This is a genomic window from Escherichia sp. E4742, assembly GCF_005843885.1.
GTDB lineage: Bacteria > Pseudomonadota > Gammaproteobacteria > Enterobacterales > Enterobacteriaceae > Escherichia.
The window spans coordinates 4,535,669-4,551,180 of the sequence record NZ_CP040443.1 but is presented as its reverse complement, the minus strand read 5'-3'; the positions used below and the strand labels follow the sequence as shown (position 1 = coordinate 4,551,180).

Annotated in this window: 10 protein-coding genes and 1 pseudogene; 4 read left to right on the top strand and 7 right to left on the bottom strand. The window is 51.1% G+C overall.

What is annotated here, in order from left to right:
* Positions 1-222: 222 nt before the first annotated feature.
* A complete protein-coding gene (gene hrpA / locus FEM44_RS22170) occupies positions 223-4,125 on the bottom strand; it encodes an ATP-dependent RNA helicase HrpA (protein WP_135522778.1) in 3,903 nt (1,300 codons plus the stop codon).
* Between the two features lie 200 nt (positions 4,126-4,325).
* Between hrpA and azoR the strand changes: the two genes are divergently transcribed.
* Complete coding sequence (azoR, locus tag FEM44_RS22165) at positions 4,326-4,931, top strand: FMN-dependent NADH-azoreductase (protein ID WP_135522779.1); 606 nt, start codon at positions 4,326-4,328, stop codon at positions 4,929-4,931.
* Positions 4,932-4,970: 39 nt separating this feature from the next.
* On the opposite strand, the gene pdxI is transcribed toward azoR, so the two are convergent.
* The 5 genes and pseudogenes from pdxI to FEM44_RS22140 all read right to left on the bottom strand — a co-directional run bounded on the left by pdxI (position 4,971) and on the right by FEM44_RS22140 (position 9,551).
* Positions 4,971-5,837 carry a pyridoxine 4-dehydrogenase gene (gene pdxI, locus FEM44_RS22160; protein WP_135522780.1) on the bottom strand — a complete coding sequence of 289 codons (867 nt, stop codon included), beginning with the start codon at positions 5,835-5,837 and terminating at the stop codon, positions 4,971-4,973.
* Between the two features lie 220 nt (positions 5,838-6,057).
* Positions 6,058-6,372: pseudogene (locus FEM44_RS22155) on the bottom strand (hypothetical protein); the annotation flags it as partial.
* Between the two features lie 26 nt (positions 6,373-6,398).
* Positions 6,399-6,722 carry a YdbL family protein gene (locus FEM44_RS22150; protein ID WP_135486333.1) on the bottom strand — a complete coding sequence of 108 codons (324 nt, stop codon included), beginning with the start codon at positions 6,720-6,722 and terminating at the stop codon, positions 6,399-6,401.
* A gap of 7 nt (positions 6,723-6,729) precedes the next feature.
* A complete protein-coding gene (locus FEM44_RS22145; protein WP_135522781.1) occupies positions 6,730-6,915 on the bottom strand; it encodes a YnbE family lipoprotein in 186 nt (61 codons plus the stop codon).
* Positions 6,912-9,551, bottom strand: coding sequence for a YdbH family protein (locus tag FEM44_RS22140; RefSeq protein WP_135522782.1), 2,640 nt, complete (start codon positions 9,549-9,551; stop codon positions 6,912-6,914). Before FEM44_RS22140 ends, FEM44_RS22145 begins: the two co-directional genes overlap by 4 nt.
* A 207-nt stretch (positions 9,552-9,758) precedes the next feature.
* Between FEM44_RS22140 and ldhA the strand changes: the two genes are divergently transcribed.
* Positions 9,759-10,748 (top strand): D-lactate dehydrogenase, encoded by a 990-nt coding sequence (gene ldhA / locus FEM44_RS22135; RefSeq protein ID WP_064527367.1) that lies wholly within the window; start codon positions 9,759-9,761, stop codon positions 10,746-10,748.
* A gap of 157 nt (positions 10,749-10,905) precedes the next feature.
* Positions 10,906-11,328, top strand: a complete 423-nt coding sequence (gene hslJ / locus FEM44_RS22130; protein ID WP_135522783.1) for a heat shock protein HslJ — start codon at positions 10,906-10,908, stop codon at positions 11,326-11,328.
* Here hslJ and FEM44_RS22125 read toward each other — a convergent pair.
* Positions 11,325-11,591, bottom strand: coding sequence for a putative hemolysin (locus FEM44_RS22125; protein WP_064527363.1), 267 nt, complete (start codon positions 11,589-11,591; stop codon positions 11,325-11,327). The two genes, hslJ and FEM44_RS22125, sit on opposite strands and share 4 nt — an antisense overlap.
* A gap of 271 nt (positions 11,592-11,862) precedes the next feature.
* Between FEM44_RS22125 and nifJ the strand changes: the two genes are divergently transcribed.
* On the top strand, positions 11,863-15,387 hold the full coding sequence (gene nifJ, locus FEM44_RS22120; RefSeq protein WP_135522784.1) for a pyruvate:ferredoxin (flavodoxin) oxidoreductase: 3,525 nt from the start codon (positions 11,863-11,865) through the stop codon (positions 15,385-15,387).
* Positions 15,388-15,512: the final 125 nt, after the last annotated feature.

Sequence of the window (15,512 nt, the reverse complement as noted above, 5' to 3'; positions counted from 1 at the left end):
AGCGGAGCACTCTGAAAGGAAGAAGCCGTATTTCCTTAACCGCCTCTCCGCAAGCCTGACATATCTTTTACGGAAAAGCTGTAGATAAACATTATTCATCTTGCAGCAGAGAATTGTATTTTTCTGAATTCCCTAATTTTTGCCCTTACCGTTTTTAGAATTAATAAAAAACCCGGCGCTAAATGCTTACCGGGTTTTAGATTTATCAGGCAAATAGAAGGATTAACCGCTAATCTGCTCCATCGCCTGCAAAATACGCTTATCTGAAATCGGATAAGGTGTACCGAGTTGTTGGGCAAAATAGCTGACGCGCAGCTCTTCTATCATCCAGCGGATCTCTTTCACGTCTTCATCCTCACGACGTGCAGGTGGCAGTTTGTTGATCCATTGCTGCCACGCCTGCTGGACGTTTTCGACTTTCAGCATCTGTGCACGATCGCGATGTGGATCAATCGCCAGTTTTTCCAGTCGTTTTTCAATCGCCTGCAAATATCGCAGCGTGTCGCCCAGCCGTTTGAAGCCGTTACCAGTAACAAAACCGCGATAAACCAGCCCGCCCATCTGCGCTTTGATATCCGACAGTCCCAGCGCCATCGTCATATCCACCCGCCCTTTCAGGCGTTTGTTGATATTGAACACCGCAGTGAGGATTTGCTCGACCTGCTTCGCAATATCCACCACCGTGTCATTCAGTTCGGCGCGGACTTTTTCATGCAGCGCAGCAAAGCCTTCTTCCGTCCAGACCGGACCACCATTGGCGTCGATCAGTTGATCCACACCGCAGGAGATACAGTCGTCAATCAGCTCCAGCACTTTGCCATACGGGTTAAAGTACAGTCCCAGCTTGGCTTTGTTCGGTAACTTTTCATGTAAATACTTGATCGGCGATGGAATATTCAGCAGCAGTAGACGGCGAAGACCGTTCCACATTGCCTGCTTTTGCTCCAGCGGGTTATCAAACAGTTTGATCGCCACACTGTCGCGCTCATCCACCAGCGCTGGCCACGCCTTCACTTTGTAGTTGCCACGCTTCTGCTCGTAGCTTTCCGGCAGTTGACCAAAACTCCAGATATGTAAGCCGCTCTGCTCGATACCGTCATCCGCCACCGCAGACAGCGTTTCCTGCACTTTGCCTTTCAGGGCATCTTTTAGATCTTGTAATGAGCGCCCTTCTTTTAGCTTCTTGTTTTTGTCATCCACTACACGGAAGGTGATTTTCAGGTGATCGGGGACCTGATCCCAGTGCCAGTCTTCGCGGTCAACAGTAACGCCAGTCATCCGCCGCAGTTCACGCTCAAGGCTGTCGAGCAACGGCAGTTCCAGCGGCGTGACGCGGCCTAAAAACGCTTCGGCGTAGTTTGGCGCAGGAACAAAATTACGGCGTACCGGTTTCGGCAACGATTTTATCAGTGCAATAACCAGCTCACGACGCAGGCCAGGGATCTGCCATTCAAATCCGCTCTCCTCAACCTGGTTAAGTAACGGCAGCGGGATATGCACGGTCACGCCGTCAGCATCTGCCCCCGGCTCAAACTGATAACTCAAACGCAGCTTGAGATTGCCCTGATGCCAGAAGTTCGGATAATCCAGCTTGCTGATTTTTTCCGCACCTTCTTTGATCAACATGCTCTTTTCAAAGTTGAGCAAATCAGGCGTATCGCGGCAGACTTTTTTCCACCAGCTGTCGAAGTGGCGTGCAGAGATCACATCATGGCTGATGCGCTGGTCGTAGAACTCAAACAACGTTTCGTCATCAACCAAAATATCGCGGCGACGGGTTTTGTGTTCCAGTTCTTCCACTTCGGCCCGCAGTTTCAGGTTTTCACGGAAGAATGCGTGGCGCGTCTGCCAGTCACCTTCTACGAGCGCATGGCGAATAAAGAGTTCACGACACAACGCAGGATCAATTTGGCTGTAGTTAACCTTACGCGCAGCAACAATCGGCAAACCGTAAACGGTGACTTTTTCCGTTGCCATCACCGCACCCTGCGCCCGTTCCCAATGCGGTTCACTGTAGGTGCGTTTAATCAAATGCTGAGCGACGGGTTCCACCCATTCTGGATCGATGCGTGCCGCAATGCGCCCCCACAGGCGGCTGGTTTCTACCAGTTCCGCCACCATCACCCATTTCGGCGGCTTTTTGAATAAACCAGAACCGGGGAAAATGGAGAAACGCGCGTTACGTGCGCCGGTATATTCTTGTTTATCGGCATCTTTCATGCCGATATGGGAAAGCAAACCGGTCAGTAAGGCGATGTGAATTTCGCGATACTCCGCCGGTTCGCTGTTAACCGGAATGCCAAGTTCTTTTACTACCTGGCGCAGCTGGGTGTAGATGTCCTGCCATTCGCGCACGCGCAGATAGTTTAGGTAATCGGTACGGCACAGGCGACGGAAGGCGTTTGAAGAGAGCGCCTTTTGCTGCTCCCCGAGATAATTCCACAGATTCACAAACGCCAGGAAGTCGGACTCTTTATCGTGGAAGCGACGATGTTTTTCGTCCGATGCCTGCTGTTTGTCCATCGGACGCTCACGTGGGTCCTGAATGGAGAGCGCGGAAGTGATAATCATCGCCTCACGCACGCAGCCATGTTTCTGAGCTTCCAGTACCATACGCGCCAGACGCGGGTCGACCGGCAGCTGCGAGAGCTGGCGACCGAGCGGCGTCAGTTTATAGGCGCTGGCCTGTTCATCAGTGGTGATCGCACCCAGCTCTTCGAGCAGACGCACGCCATCCTGAATATTGCGTTTATCTGGCGCTTCGACAAACGGGAACGCGGCGATATCGCCCAGCCCCAGCGCGGTCATCTGCAAAATAACCGAGGCCAGGTTGGTACGCAGAATCTCCGGATCGGTAAACTCCGGGCGCGAGAGGAAATCGTCTTCGGAATAGAGACGAATACAGATCCCTTCTGACACACGACCACAGCGGCCTTTACGCTGATTAGCTGAAGCCTGCGAAATGGGCTCAATCGGCAATCGCTGCACTTTGGTGCGATAGCTGTAGCGGCTGATACGCGCCGTACCTGGGTCAATAACGTACTTAATACCCGGTACGGTCAGCGAGGTTTCTGCGACGTTGGTCGCCAGCACAATGCGCCGTCCGCTGTGCGACTGGAACACGCGGTTCTGTTCGCTATTCGAAAGCCGCGCATAAAGCGGCAAGATTTCGGTATGGCGTAAGTTCAGCTTGTTCAGCGCATCGGCGGTATCGCGAATTTCCCGCTCACCGCTCATAAAGATCAGGATATCACCAGGACTTTCCTGGCTCAGTTCGTCTACGGCGTCAAAAATCGCCTGCAACTGGTCGCGCTCGGTGTCATCGGCTTCTTCAACAATCGGGCGATAGCGCACTTCCACCGGATAGGTCCGACCGGAGACTTCGATAATCGGCGCATTATTAAAGTGGCGCGAAAAGCGTTCCGGGTCGATAGTCGCGGAAGTGATAATGATTTTTAGGTCAGGACGCCGCGGCAGCAACTCTTTCAAATAGCCGAGCAGAAAATCGATATTCAGGCTGCGTTCGTGCGCTTCGTCAATAATGATGGTGTCGTACTGCATCAGCAGGCGGTCTTGCTGGATCTCCGCCAGCAAGATACCGTCAGTCATCAGTTTGACCATCGTGTTATCACTTACGTGATCGCTGAAACGCACTTTGTAACCGATGCAACCGCCCGGCTCCGTTTTCAGCTCTTCAGCAATACGGTTCGCCACCGTTCTTGCCGCCAGGCGACGCGGCTGGGTGTGGCCGATCAGCCCTTTAATCCCGCGCCCCAGCTCCATACAGATTTTCGGTAGCTGAGTCGTTTTACCGGAACCCGTTTCCCCGGCGACGATCACCACCTGGTTGTCACGAATCGCTTCGAGTATGTCCTGTTTTTTCTGGCTAACCGGCAAATTGTCCGGATAAGTGATTTCCGGTCGTGCCGCTTCACGCAGCAGGACTTTCCCTGCCGCCTGGTCAATCTCTTTCGCCATCTCCTGGAAAATGGCCTGTTGTGCATCAGGATTTTTAACCTTCTTCACGCCGTGCAGACGGCGAGAAAAACGCAGTCTGTCACGCAGCATCAGCGAATCCAGCCGCTGCTGCAAGGCATTAAAGGTCAATTTTTGTTGTTCTGTCATAACGTTAGAGGGCAGTAGTCTGCCTGGTTAATTTTCTTTTAAATGATAGATATAGAGTACCACATCGCGGCTTTCTATGCGTTGTTCAATAAATTCGAACATAGGCTTCGATTTATTGCGCTATCTCTGTGGCAGGATTGTGAATAAAGTGTCAACAAGCAACGGGGCATCGCCCATTCAAACATCTATAAGGAAACACCATGAGCAAGGTATTAGTTCTTAAATCCAGCATCCTGGCAGGGTACTCTCAGTCTAATTTGTTGTCCGATTATTTTGTTGAACAATGGCGCGAAAAGCACTCCGCTGATGAAATCACCGTTCGCGACCTGGCTGCAAATCCGATTCCGGTACTGGATGGCGAACTGGTTGGCGCACTGCGTCCGAGCGATGCGCCGCTGACTCCGCGTCAGCAGGAAGCTCTGGCGCTTTCCGATGAGCTGATTGCCGAGCTGAAAGCCCACGACGTTATCGTTATTGCGGCACCGATGTATAACTTCAACATCTCGACTCAGTTGAAAAACTATTTTGACCTGGTTGCACGCGCAGGCGTTACTTTCCGCTATACCGAGAACGGTCCGGAAGGTCTGGTAACAGGTAAAAAAGCCATCGTTATTACCAGCCGTGGTGGGATCCACAAAGATGGACCAACGGACCTGGTGACGCCGTATCTGTCCACGTTCCTGGGCTTTATCGGCATTACCGATGTGAAATTTGTCTTTGCGGAAGGTATTGCCTACGGTCCGGAAATGGCAGCGAAAGCGCAGGCAGACGCCAAAGCGGCAATTGACGCAGTCGTTGCGGCATAAGTTTTAAGAGGCCTCCTGCAAGAGCGGGAGGCTTTTTACTTAATCCACCTTTTTCGCAATGCTGTCCAGCGTTGCCAACACATCATCAGATAGCACTAATTCCCCCGCAGCCATATTCTCACGCAAGTGCGCAACAGAAGACGTCCCAGGAATCAACAAAATATTCGGTGAACGCTGTAACAGCCACGCCAGCGCCACCTGCATTGGTGTTGCACCCAGACTCGCAGCAACATCCGACAGCGTAGAGGATTGTAGCGGTGTAAAGCCCCCGAGCGGGAAGAACGGCACGTAGGCAATGCCATCTCGGGCCAAAGCATCAATCATTGCGTCATCAGCACGATGGGCAATGTTGTATTCGTTTTGCACGCAGACGATTTCGGCAATCTTGCGCGCCTCTGCAACCTGCGTCGGTGTGACGTTGCTCAGGCCAATATGTTTTACCAGACCTTGTTGTTGCATCTCCGCCAACACGGTCAGGCTGGCTTCAATCGATCCTTCCGTCGGGCCGTGACCATCTCCCATCATAACGCGCAGGTTTACCACATCCAGTACGTCCAGGCCGAGATTACGTAGATTATCGTGCACCGCTTTTTGCAGCTCTGCCGGCGAAAAGGCGGGCAACCAGGAAGCGTCATCTCCCCTGCGAGCGCCAATTTTAGTGACAATCGTCAGGTCGTCAGAATAAGGATGCAGCGCTTCGCGAATAATCTGATTGGTAACATGCGGACCATAAAAGTCACTGGTATCAATGTGATTGACGCCCAATGCCAGCGCCTCACGCAGCACGGTAATAGCGACATGGCGATCTTTTGGCGGCCCGAAAACACCGGGACCAGCCAACTGCATAGCACCGTAACCAAGACGATTTACGGATTTAGTACCGAGAATAAATGTATCGCTGCTCATAGCACCCGACTCTGTAGGAAAAAGGATTAAGAAAAATCAGTATAGGAATGAAAAGAGATAAATAATGCGAAGTCATAAACAAGATTACCGGACGCGCTGCAATTATTTCTCCTGAAACATACCAAAACCCAGGCTGGATAAGACGCGTCAAGCGTCGCATCCGGCAATAAAAAACCGCAACCAGTATCAGAGTTGCGGTTTATCTATCACATGCTAAAAGTTAGAACGTTTTCTTGAAGTTCAGCATCACGCCTTTGTCGCTGACGCCATCTTCTTTCCAGTGGTAGGCGTCCAGATTCAGCGAACTTTCTTTGCTGCTGTACTTCACGCCGACGCTTGCCAGGCTGTTGATGCCACCGCCCTGCTGCCCATCATCGACGTTAAAGTGCTGGCTGCCTGCCCCGGCAAGGCTCGCTGTGCGCTGGCTCTTGCTATAGCTCAGGTTTGGCCCGCCTTCCAGCGTCGCGTTGGCGCTCCAGCCATCTTTGCCTGCGTAGTCCAGTTTCAGCCCGACGATGCTGTCTACCGCCGTTTCAATGGTGTTTGAACTACCGTTGCATGTTATTTCCGTATCCACATACCATTTATGCCCTGCACGTATTCACCGGGTTTTGCCTTTTCCACCAGCTTCGTCCCTGCCAGATTCGCCACTTCCTCCAATGGGATATTATGGCTTTCAGCGAGCTTCTGATAACTCTCTTTCCGTGCCTGATTGATATTTGCTACCAGCTCGCGTGTTTCCGGATCAGGGCTTATAGCCGCAAGGTAGCCATTATGCCTTTCACCTACCCGCCCCTGACTTCTGGCTTCATTCAGGGTTAATGCCATCGCACTACTGCTCACCAGACCAATAATCCATACCGCTATGAGTAATGTTCTTTTCATCATTACCTCAAAAAAGATCGCTACGGGTTTTGAGCAAATCTTCAACATCTTTGTCCGCCTTGATGATGATCTCGTGCTCAATTTTAACGTTCATATTAATGGTGATTGGCTCTTTCGGTGCAGCCACCTCAATGCGCGGCGTACAACCAACCAACATAAAAGAGGACGCGAACGCGGCTATCATTATTTTCATTGTTTTTCCTCACACTCTTTTCCTGATGGGCAGCCAGTTTCCGGGAGTCGGGCATTCTGTTCCAACCATGCCTGGAGATTATCGCCAAAGCGTAAACTGCGCCACAGCGTGAAAATATTCTCTTCATGGCTGTAATTGAGATTTACCGTACCGGTTTTACCATCGACGCGACTATTACCACTGATCGTCGCCTGCATGGTTAACACGCCGAGATTATCTAAATTAATTTTTGTCGATGAACGGCTAATTTCCATATAGCGCAACCAGTTGATGGCAGTTCCAGCGGTCATATTGTCTTTTGCCACTGCATCGGCGGTGTCTTTATCCAGGCGCAAAGTCATGGGACCTGCGTTTGCCAGCCAGCCATCTTTCACAATCCATTTTTCATTATTAAGCCATAGCGGCAATGCACCACTAAATGCCCCTGACATAGCGAATTGCTTCGGATTGACGGCGCTCACCAATTCACTGGAAGAGAGATTATTCAGTCGCAACAGCGCCGGATCGTGTTGCGGCATACGTAATTGTTTCATCAGCACGTTACCGCCCAAAACATCAACACTCACATCGGTCAGTAACAAGGGTTCGTCTTCGGTCCACGGATAACGGCCCTGAAGATCGGCAGTGATATTTTTTGCCGTCACCAGGTTAACCACCTCAGCAATACGTAATGACACAGGTCGCCGCGTTCCCAGGTGCCACGCACCGTCGGCAAAACGAAATGGCAAAACAAAGTCGACACCGTTGACCTGGTTGTCTGGCATCCACGCGCTGCCACCTTTCAACACGCCATGCCCACCCGCACGGAAGCCCTGCTCAGGCGCAGCAGAAAATGCCACCTGGGCATACAACTCGCCATCACGTAAGTTCATCTTCCAGTCTGGTGGCACCAGCGGCTGGAATACGGTCAGTGATTGTTTTGGCCACCAGGCGTTGCCGCGCAGGCGAATACCGTCCCAGCGACCATTCACCCGTACCGGGCCGATCTCGCCAGCATGCAAATCCCCTTTGAAGAGGAAATACGTCGGATCGCGTCCATCGACACTAAATTTTAAAGTTGATGGCGGTAACACACTACCGCCCGTGAAAAGTGTTTGTCCTGCATCCAGCGAAAGCGCCCCTCGAAACGAAGGTTTCTGTGGGTCACGTACCCAGACGACGGGCTCGTCGAGAATCAATCGCGGATTTTCTACCGTCATTGTGCCATATTGCAACTGATCGAAACCGGTCGAGAGGTCGGTCAGCGTAATCGTGCTGTCCTGCCACTCACCTTTTCCTGCAACATCCCAGGTGGCGTGCATTGGCGTAAAACTGCCCTTGCCCCAGTAACGCCACTGCCAGCGGCCTGCGTCAGGGAGAAAATCATTCGCCAGCCCATCCATATGCAGCACAAAGTCGCCCAATTCATTTTCATGAGCCTGCAAAATGGCCTGCAAGCGACCGTCCACACCACGTTGCGTCACTTTAACACCTGCTAACGGCCAGCGGATTTCGTCAATGTCCAGCGAATCGATGACTCTCCCTTTAGAGCGTAATAATGCGCCCGGTTCAAAGGCCAGCGTTGGGTCAGCCAGACTTCCGCTTAAGTGAGCAGGTAAGCGAGCATATAAAATGAGATCTGCCTGTTTCGCTTCACCGATCAGTTGCAGTGGCATCTGACTGTTATCCATGCTTAATTTTCCTGGGCCGAAATTAAGCACCGCGTTACCCTTACCCGCTTGCCCCTGGGTCAGCACACTCAGTCGACCACTAACCAACGCGTTCTCAAGCCCTGCCTGCCAGTTGTCGACTTTGATACCCAGCCGCCCACTCAGGGGAAAACCTTCATACGGCCAGCTCCAGCGACCATCGCTAACGGTCAACTGTTGGCGGGTAATTTCCCACGGCAAATCGAGCAACGGATCGCCGTTATCTCGAGCCATTACAATCAATAGCCCACTATTTTCCTGCCACTCCAGCTCGGCATCCACCAGTGACGGTTCCTGCGGCAGGTTCAACGTTGCTGTAGCATGACCACTTACCGGAAGCCCATCCGGCACAAGTGGCATGGTAAATTCTCCCACCAGTTTTACTGGCGGCTGATTTGCAAAGGCGGCAACATCCAGTTCACTGACCGTGAGTTGCTGCCCTTTAAGTTGGCCTTGAAATTTAACTTTTTCGCCCTGATAACGCAGTTGCTGGATATCGGAGGTCAACGATAGAGAGAGTTTTCCCTGCCATTCCTGCCAGGGTGAAAAAATCAGTTTATCAATATTGATCCAGGTGTTAGGCAGCATAGATTGCCACTGCGCAAGAGTTTTCGGCGCGGCTGGCGAGGGTTCTTCCTGTGGCAATTTCGCCAGGCAAGTGGAGTCAAGTTCTACTGTACCGACGTTCAATAACCAGCGGCTGGGATGCGAAAGACTGGCATCGGTGATGTGTGCCAACTGGCAATCAGCAACCAGATAACGGAGATCGGGAATAATTAAACCTTTACGCGTAATGCGTGGGCTTTCATCCAATGCAATGCGTGTACCGAGCGGTAGCCAGATACCCGCCAGCGTGGGAACCCACAGCCCGAGCGTCATCAGCAGCGTCAACGGCACAAGAATAATCAGTAATAGCAGCGCGAGAACGGCTTTATATTTACCCAACATGGGTAGTTAATATCCTGATTTAGCGAAAAATTAAGCAGTCAATACAGGTATTGTGGCATGTTTAACCGTTCAGTTGAAGGTTGCGCCTACACTAAGCATAGATGTTCCTGGAATTTTCAATATCGCCATAACTTTCAATTAAATTTTAAATTTTGTAAAATATTTTTAGTAGCTTAAATGTGATTCAACATCACTGGAGAAAGTCTTATGAAACTCGCCGTATATAGCACAAAACAGTACGACAAAAAGTACCTGCAACAGGTGAACGAGTCCTTTGGCTTTGAGCTGGAATTTTTTGACTTTCTGCTGACGGAAAAAACGGCAAAAACCGCCAATGGTTGCGAAGCAGTATGCATTTTCGTAAACGACGACGGCAGCCGTCCGGTGCTGGAAGAGCTGAAAAAGCACGGCGTTAAGTATATCGCCCTGCGCTGTGCCGGTTTCAATAACGTTGATCTCGACGCAGCAAAAGAACTGGGATTCAAAGTGGTGCGTGTCCCGGCTTACGATCCGGAAGCCGTCGCTGAACATGCGATTGGTATGATGATGACGCTGAACCGTCGTATTCACCGCGCGTATCAGCGTACCCGTGACGCCAACTTCTCTCTGGAGGGGCTTACTGGTTTTACTATGTACGGTAAAACGGCGGGGGTGATTGGCACCGGTAAAATCGGTGTGGCAATGCTGCGTATACTGAAAGGTTTTGGTATGCGTCTGTTGGCATTCGATCCGTATCCAAGTGCAGCAGCGCTGGAACTCGGCGTAGAATATGTCGATCTGCCGACCTTGTTCTCTGAATCAGACGTTATCTCCCTGCACTGCCCGCTGACGCCGGAGAACTACCACCTGCTGAATGAGGCGGCGTTCGATCAGATGAAAAATGGCGTAATGATCATCAACACCAGCCGTGGTGCGCTGATTGATTCACAAGCCGCGATTGAAGCACTGAAAAACCAGAAAATTGGCTCGCTGGGAATGGACGTGTATGAGAATGAACGCGATCTGTTCTTTGAAGATAAATCCAACGATGTGATTCAGGATGATGTTTTCCGTCGCCTGTCAGCCTGCCATAACGTACTGTTCACCGGACACCAGGCGTTCCTGACGGCAGAAGCCCTGACCAGTATTTCCCAGACAACGCTGCAAAACTTGAGCAATCTGGAAAAAGGCGAACCCTGCCCGAACGAACTGGTTTAATCTTACCGCTCCCCTGTCATACAGGGGAGCTTATTCAGATAATCCTCAAAGATATTTGATCTTCTATTCTTAAAATATGTTTTAAGGACGGATAAGACGCAATCAGCGTTGTATTCGGCAAACAGCACCAAATTTATACCTTAAGTAGAGAACTAAAATGAAGAAAGTTGCCGCGCTAGTCGCGCTAAGCCTGCTGATGGCGGGATGTGTAAGTAATGACAAAATTGCTGTAACGCCAGAACAGTTACAGCATCACCGTTTCGTACTGGAAAGTATAAATGGTCAACCTGTTGCCAGCGAGAAAAACCCGCCAGAAATCAGCTTTGGTGAAAAGATGATGATTTCTGGCAACATGTGCAACCGCTTTAGCGGCGAAGGTAAACTTTCGGACGGAGAACTAAAAGTTAAAGGACTGGCAATGACTCGTATGATGTGTGCCAATCCACAGCTTAACGAACTCGATAACACCATCCGCGAAATGCTGAAAGAAGGTGCGCAAGTGGATCTGACCGCGAATCAGTTAACGCTGGCGACCGCAAAACAGACATTAACGTATAAGCTGGCGGATTTAATGAATTAATAACTGCCACAACTTCCGGCGGCAAGCGACTGTTCGCTACAGCGTTTGCCGTTGGGCAATGCACACATCCCGATCGCTGTACCATCCAGTTGACGGGCAACGGAAAGCGAACCGCCAATCATTGCACAATTTGCCTCTCCGCTACTCGACATTGACGCTTTTAAACCTGGGGCCACATGCGCCGCGGTCGCCTGCTGAACAGGTTCACTACTACACGCCGATAACAATAAAACAGCAGCCCCTACGCACAACATTACTCGCATCTTTACTTCCTCAAATCTTTAAGTCCAACGAAACCGCCGTAATAATAGGCAGCTCAGGCGGCTACGTCGAGAACTGTATGTGAATTGCAACGTTTTTTTACTATTTTGTGGCTATTTTTTTGCCTGGGATTTGATCAAAACATTCATTACGCTGATATAGAGAACACAAAAGCGAAAATGCAGCAGAAAGCCATTTGCTAAAATTAAAAGATTACTACTGGGCGCGCAGCTTTTTCGTGCGCCCCTCATTTGCGCAATGTAAGGGTGTCGTATGATCACAATTGACGGAAATGGCGCGGTAGCTTCGGTGGCATTTCGCACCAGTGAAGTTATCGCCATTTACCCTATTACCCCGAGTTCCACGATGGCTGAACAGGCTGATGCCTGGGCCGGAAACGGCCTGAAGAACGTATGGGGAGATACACCTCGTGTGGTTGAAATGCAGTCAGAAGCTGGCGCTATCGCAACTGTGCATGGTGCTTTGCAAACAGGCGCTCTTTCGACATCATTTACATCGTCGCAGGGTTTACTGCTGATGATCCCGACGCTGTACAAACTGGCAGGTGAGTTGACGCCGTTTGTACTGCATGTGGCGGCGCGTACTGTGGCCACGCATGCGCTCTCTATTTTTGGCGATCATTCAGATGTGATGGCGGTACGTCAGACTGGCTGCGCCATGCTGTGTGCAGCAAACGTGCAGGAAGCCCAAGACTTTGCTCTCATTTCGCACATCGCAACGCTGAAAAGCCGCGTACCATTTGTTCATTTCTTTGATGGTTTCCGCACTTCCCACGAAATCAACAAAATTGTCCCACTGGCCGACGACACTATTCTTGAGCTAATGCCCCAGGCAGAAATTGATGCTCATCGCATTCGCGCACTTAACCCGGAACATCCGGTAATCCGCGGTACGTCGGCTAATCCGGACACTTACTTCCAGTCACGTGAGGCCACTAACCCGTGGTACAACGCGGTCTATGACCATGTTGAACAGGCGATGGTTGATTTCGCTGCCGCTACAGGTCGCCAGTATCAGCCGTTTGAATATTATGGTCATCCGCAAGCGGAACGGGTAATTATCCTGATGGGGTCGGCCATCGGCACCTGTGAAGAAGTCGTGGACGAATTGCTGACCCATGGCGAAAAAGTGGGCGTACTAAAAGTGCGACTTTACCGCCCTTTCTCCGCCAGACACTTACTGCAAGCATTGCCGAACTCTGTACGTACTGTGGCGGTGCTGGATCGCACCAAAGAGCCTGGTGCGCAGGCAGAACCCCTATATCTGGATGTAATGACTGCGCTGGCTGAAGCCTTTAATAATGGCGAGCGCGAAACACTACCACGCGTCATTGGCGGACGCTATGGTCTTTCATCCAAAGAATTTGGCCCGGACTGTGTACTGGCGGTATTCGCCGAACTCAACGCAGCTAAACCGAAAGCGCGCTTTACGGTTGGTATTTATGACGATGTGACCAATTTGTCGCTGCCATTGCCGGAAAATACTCTGCCGAACTCCGCAAAACTGGAAGCACTCTTTTACGGGCTGGGTAGCGACGGCAGCGTTTCCGCAACTAAAAACAATATCAAAATTATCGGTAATTCCACGCCGTGGTACGCACAGGGCTATTTTGTTTACGACTCTAAAAAAGCGGGTGGTCTGACGGTTTCCCATCTGCGCGTAAGCGAGCAGCCCATCCGTTCCGCTTATCTCATTTCCCAAGCTGATTTTGTTGGCTGCCACCAGTTGCAGTTTATCGATAAATATCAGATGGCTGAGCGTTTAAAACCTGGTGGCATTTTCCTGCTCAACACGCCGTACAGCGCCGATGAAGTGTGGTCGCGACTGCCGCAAGAAGTTCAGGCTGTGTTGAATCAGAAAAAAGCGCGTTTCTATGTGATTAACGCGGCGAAAATTGCCCGCGAATGTGGGCTGGCAGCACGCATTAATACTGTCATGCAGATGGCTTTCTTCCATCTGACGCAAATTTTGCCTGGCGATAGCGCCCTCGCAGAATTGCAGGGAGCCATTGCCAAAAGTTACAGCAGCAAAGGCCAGGATCTGGTGGAACGCAACTGGCAGGCACTGGCGCTGGCGCGTGAATCCGTAGAAGAAGTTCCGCTGCAGCCGGTTAATCCACACAGCGCCAATCGACCGCCAGTGGTTTCCGATGCCGCTCCTGATTTTGTCAAAACGGTTACCGCTGCGATGCTCGCCGGACTTGGCGACGCCCTCCCCGTTTCGGCGCTGCCGCCAGACGGCACCTGGCCGATGGGCACTACTCGCTGGGAAAAACGCAACATTGCCGAAGAGATCCCTATCTGGAAAGAGGAACTCTGTACTCAATGTAACCACTGCGTCGCCGCTTGCCCACACTCTGCCATTCGCGCGAAAGTCGTACCGCCCGAAGCGATGGAAAACGCTCCGACCAGCCTGCATTCACTGGATGTGAAATCTCGTGATATGCGCGGGCAGAAATATGTGTTGCAGGTCGCACCGGAAGATTGCACCGGTTGTAACCTGTGCGTCGAAGTTTGCCCGGCGAAAGACCGACAAAATCCAGAGATCAAAGCCATCAATATGATGTCGCGTCTGGAACATGTGGAAGAAGAGAAAATCAATTACGACTTCTTCCTGAATTTACCAGAAATCGACCGTAGCAAACTGGAACGTATTGATATTCGCACTTCGCAGTTGATCACTCCGCTGTTTGAATATTCTGGCGCTTGCTCCGGTTGTGGTGAGACGCCGTATATCAAATTGCTCACTCAGCTCTATGGCGATCGGATGTTAATTGCCAACGCTACTGGTTGTTCTTCTATTTACGGCGGCAACCTGCCCTCCACGCCATATACCACTGATGCCAACGGTCGTGGACCGGCATGGGCGAACTCGCTATTTGAAGATAATGCCGAATTCGGCCTTGGTTTCCGCCTGACGGTCGATCAACACCGTGTCCGCGTGCTGCGTCTGCTGGATCAATTTGCTGATAAAATCCCTGCTGAGTTACTGACTGCGTTGAAATCAGACGCCACACCAGACGTTCGTCGCGAACAAGTCGCTGCTCTGCGCCAGCAACTCAAAGATGTGGCTGAAGCGCATGAACTGCTGCGTGACGCAGATGCATTGGTGGAGAAATCAATCTGGCTGATTGGTGGTGACGGCTGGGCTTACGACATCGGCTTTGGCGGTCTGGATCATGTGTTGAGTCTGACTGAAAACGTCAACATCCTGGTGCTGGATACGCAATGCTATTCCAATACCGGTGGTCAGGCGTCGAAAGCCACCCCGCTTGGCGCGGTAACTAAGTTTGGTGAACATGGCAAACGCAAAGCACGCAAAGATCTTGGTGTTAGCATGATGATGTACGGTCATGTTTATGTCGCGCAGATTTCTCTTGGCGCACAACTCAACCAGACGGTGAAAGCGATACAGGAAGCGGAAGCGTATCCGGGGCCATCGCTGATTATTGCTTACAGCCCATGTGAAGAGCACGGTTATGACCTGGCATTAAGTCACGACCAGATGCGTCAACTCACTGCAACTGGCTTCTGGCCACTGTATCGCTTTGATCCGCGTCGAGCCGATGAGGGTAAACTGCCGCTGGCGCTGGATTCCCGCCCGCCTTCAGAAGCTCTGGAAGAAACGCTTCTTCATGAGCAGCGTTTCCGCCGTCTGAACACGCAACAGCCGGAAGTGGCAGAACAGTTATGGAAAGATGCCGCCGCTGATTTGCAAAAACGTTATGACTTCCTGGCACAAATGGCCGGAAAGGCGGAAAAAAATAGCACCGAGTAACCTTTCTGGATAACTATTATCCAATTCAAAAAAAGCCCGAACGAAAGTTCGGGCTTGTCTTTTTATTCGTTGGAAAAACATGAGTAATGCAATGACCCAACCGAAAATAAAATCTGTGACAATAA

Bases quoted from the DNA above. Each gene is read 5' to 3' on its own strand.
- FEM44_RS22150 (WP_135486333.1), bottom strand. From the start codon at position 6,722: ATGAAAAGAACATTACTCATAGCGGTATGGATTATTGGTCTGGTGAGC.
- hrpA (WP_135522778.1), bottom strand. From the start codon at position 4,125: ATGACAGAACAACAAAAATTGACCTTTAATGCCTTGCAGCAGCGGCTG.
- FEM44_RS22140 (WP_135522782.1), bottom strand. From the start codon at position 9,551: ATGTTGGGTAAATATAAAGCCGTTCTCGCGCTGCTATTACTGATTATT.
- FEM44_RS22145 (WP_135522781.1), bottom strand. From the start codon at position 6,915: ATGAAAATAATGATAGCCGCGTTCGCGTCCTCTTTTATGTTGGTTGGT.
- azoR (WP_135522779.1), top strand. From the start codon at position 4,326: ATGAGCAAGGTATTAGTTCTTAAATCCAGCATCCTGGCAGGGTACTCT.
- ldhA (WP_064527367.1), top strand. From the start codon at position 9,759: ATGAAACTCGCCGTATATAGCACAAAACAGTACGACAAAAAGTACCTG.
- nifJ (WP_135522784.1), top strand. From the start codon at position 11,863: ATGATCACAATTGACGGAAATGGCGCGGTAGCTTCGGTGGCATTTCGC.
- pdxI (WP_135522780.1), bottom strand. From the start codon at position 5,837: ATGAGCAGCGATACATTTATTCTCGGTACTAAATCCGTAAATCGTCTT.
- FEM44_RS22125 (WP_064527363.1), bottom strand. From the start codon at position 11,591: ATGCGAGTAATGTTGTGCGTAGGGGCTGCTGTTTTATTGTTATCGGCG.
- hslJ (WP_135522783.1), top strand. From the start codon at position 10,906: ATGAAGAAAGTTGCCGCGCTAGTCGCGCTAAGCCTGCTGATGGCGGGA.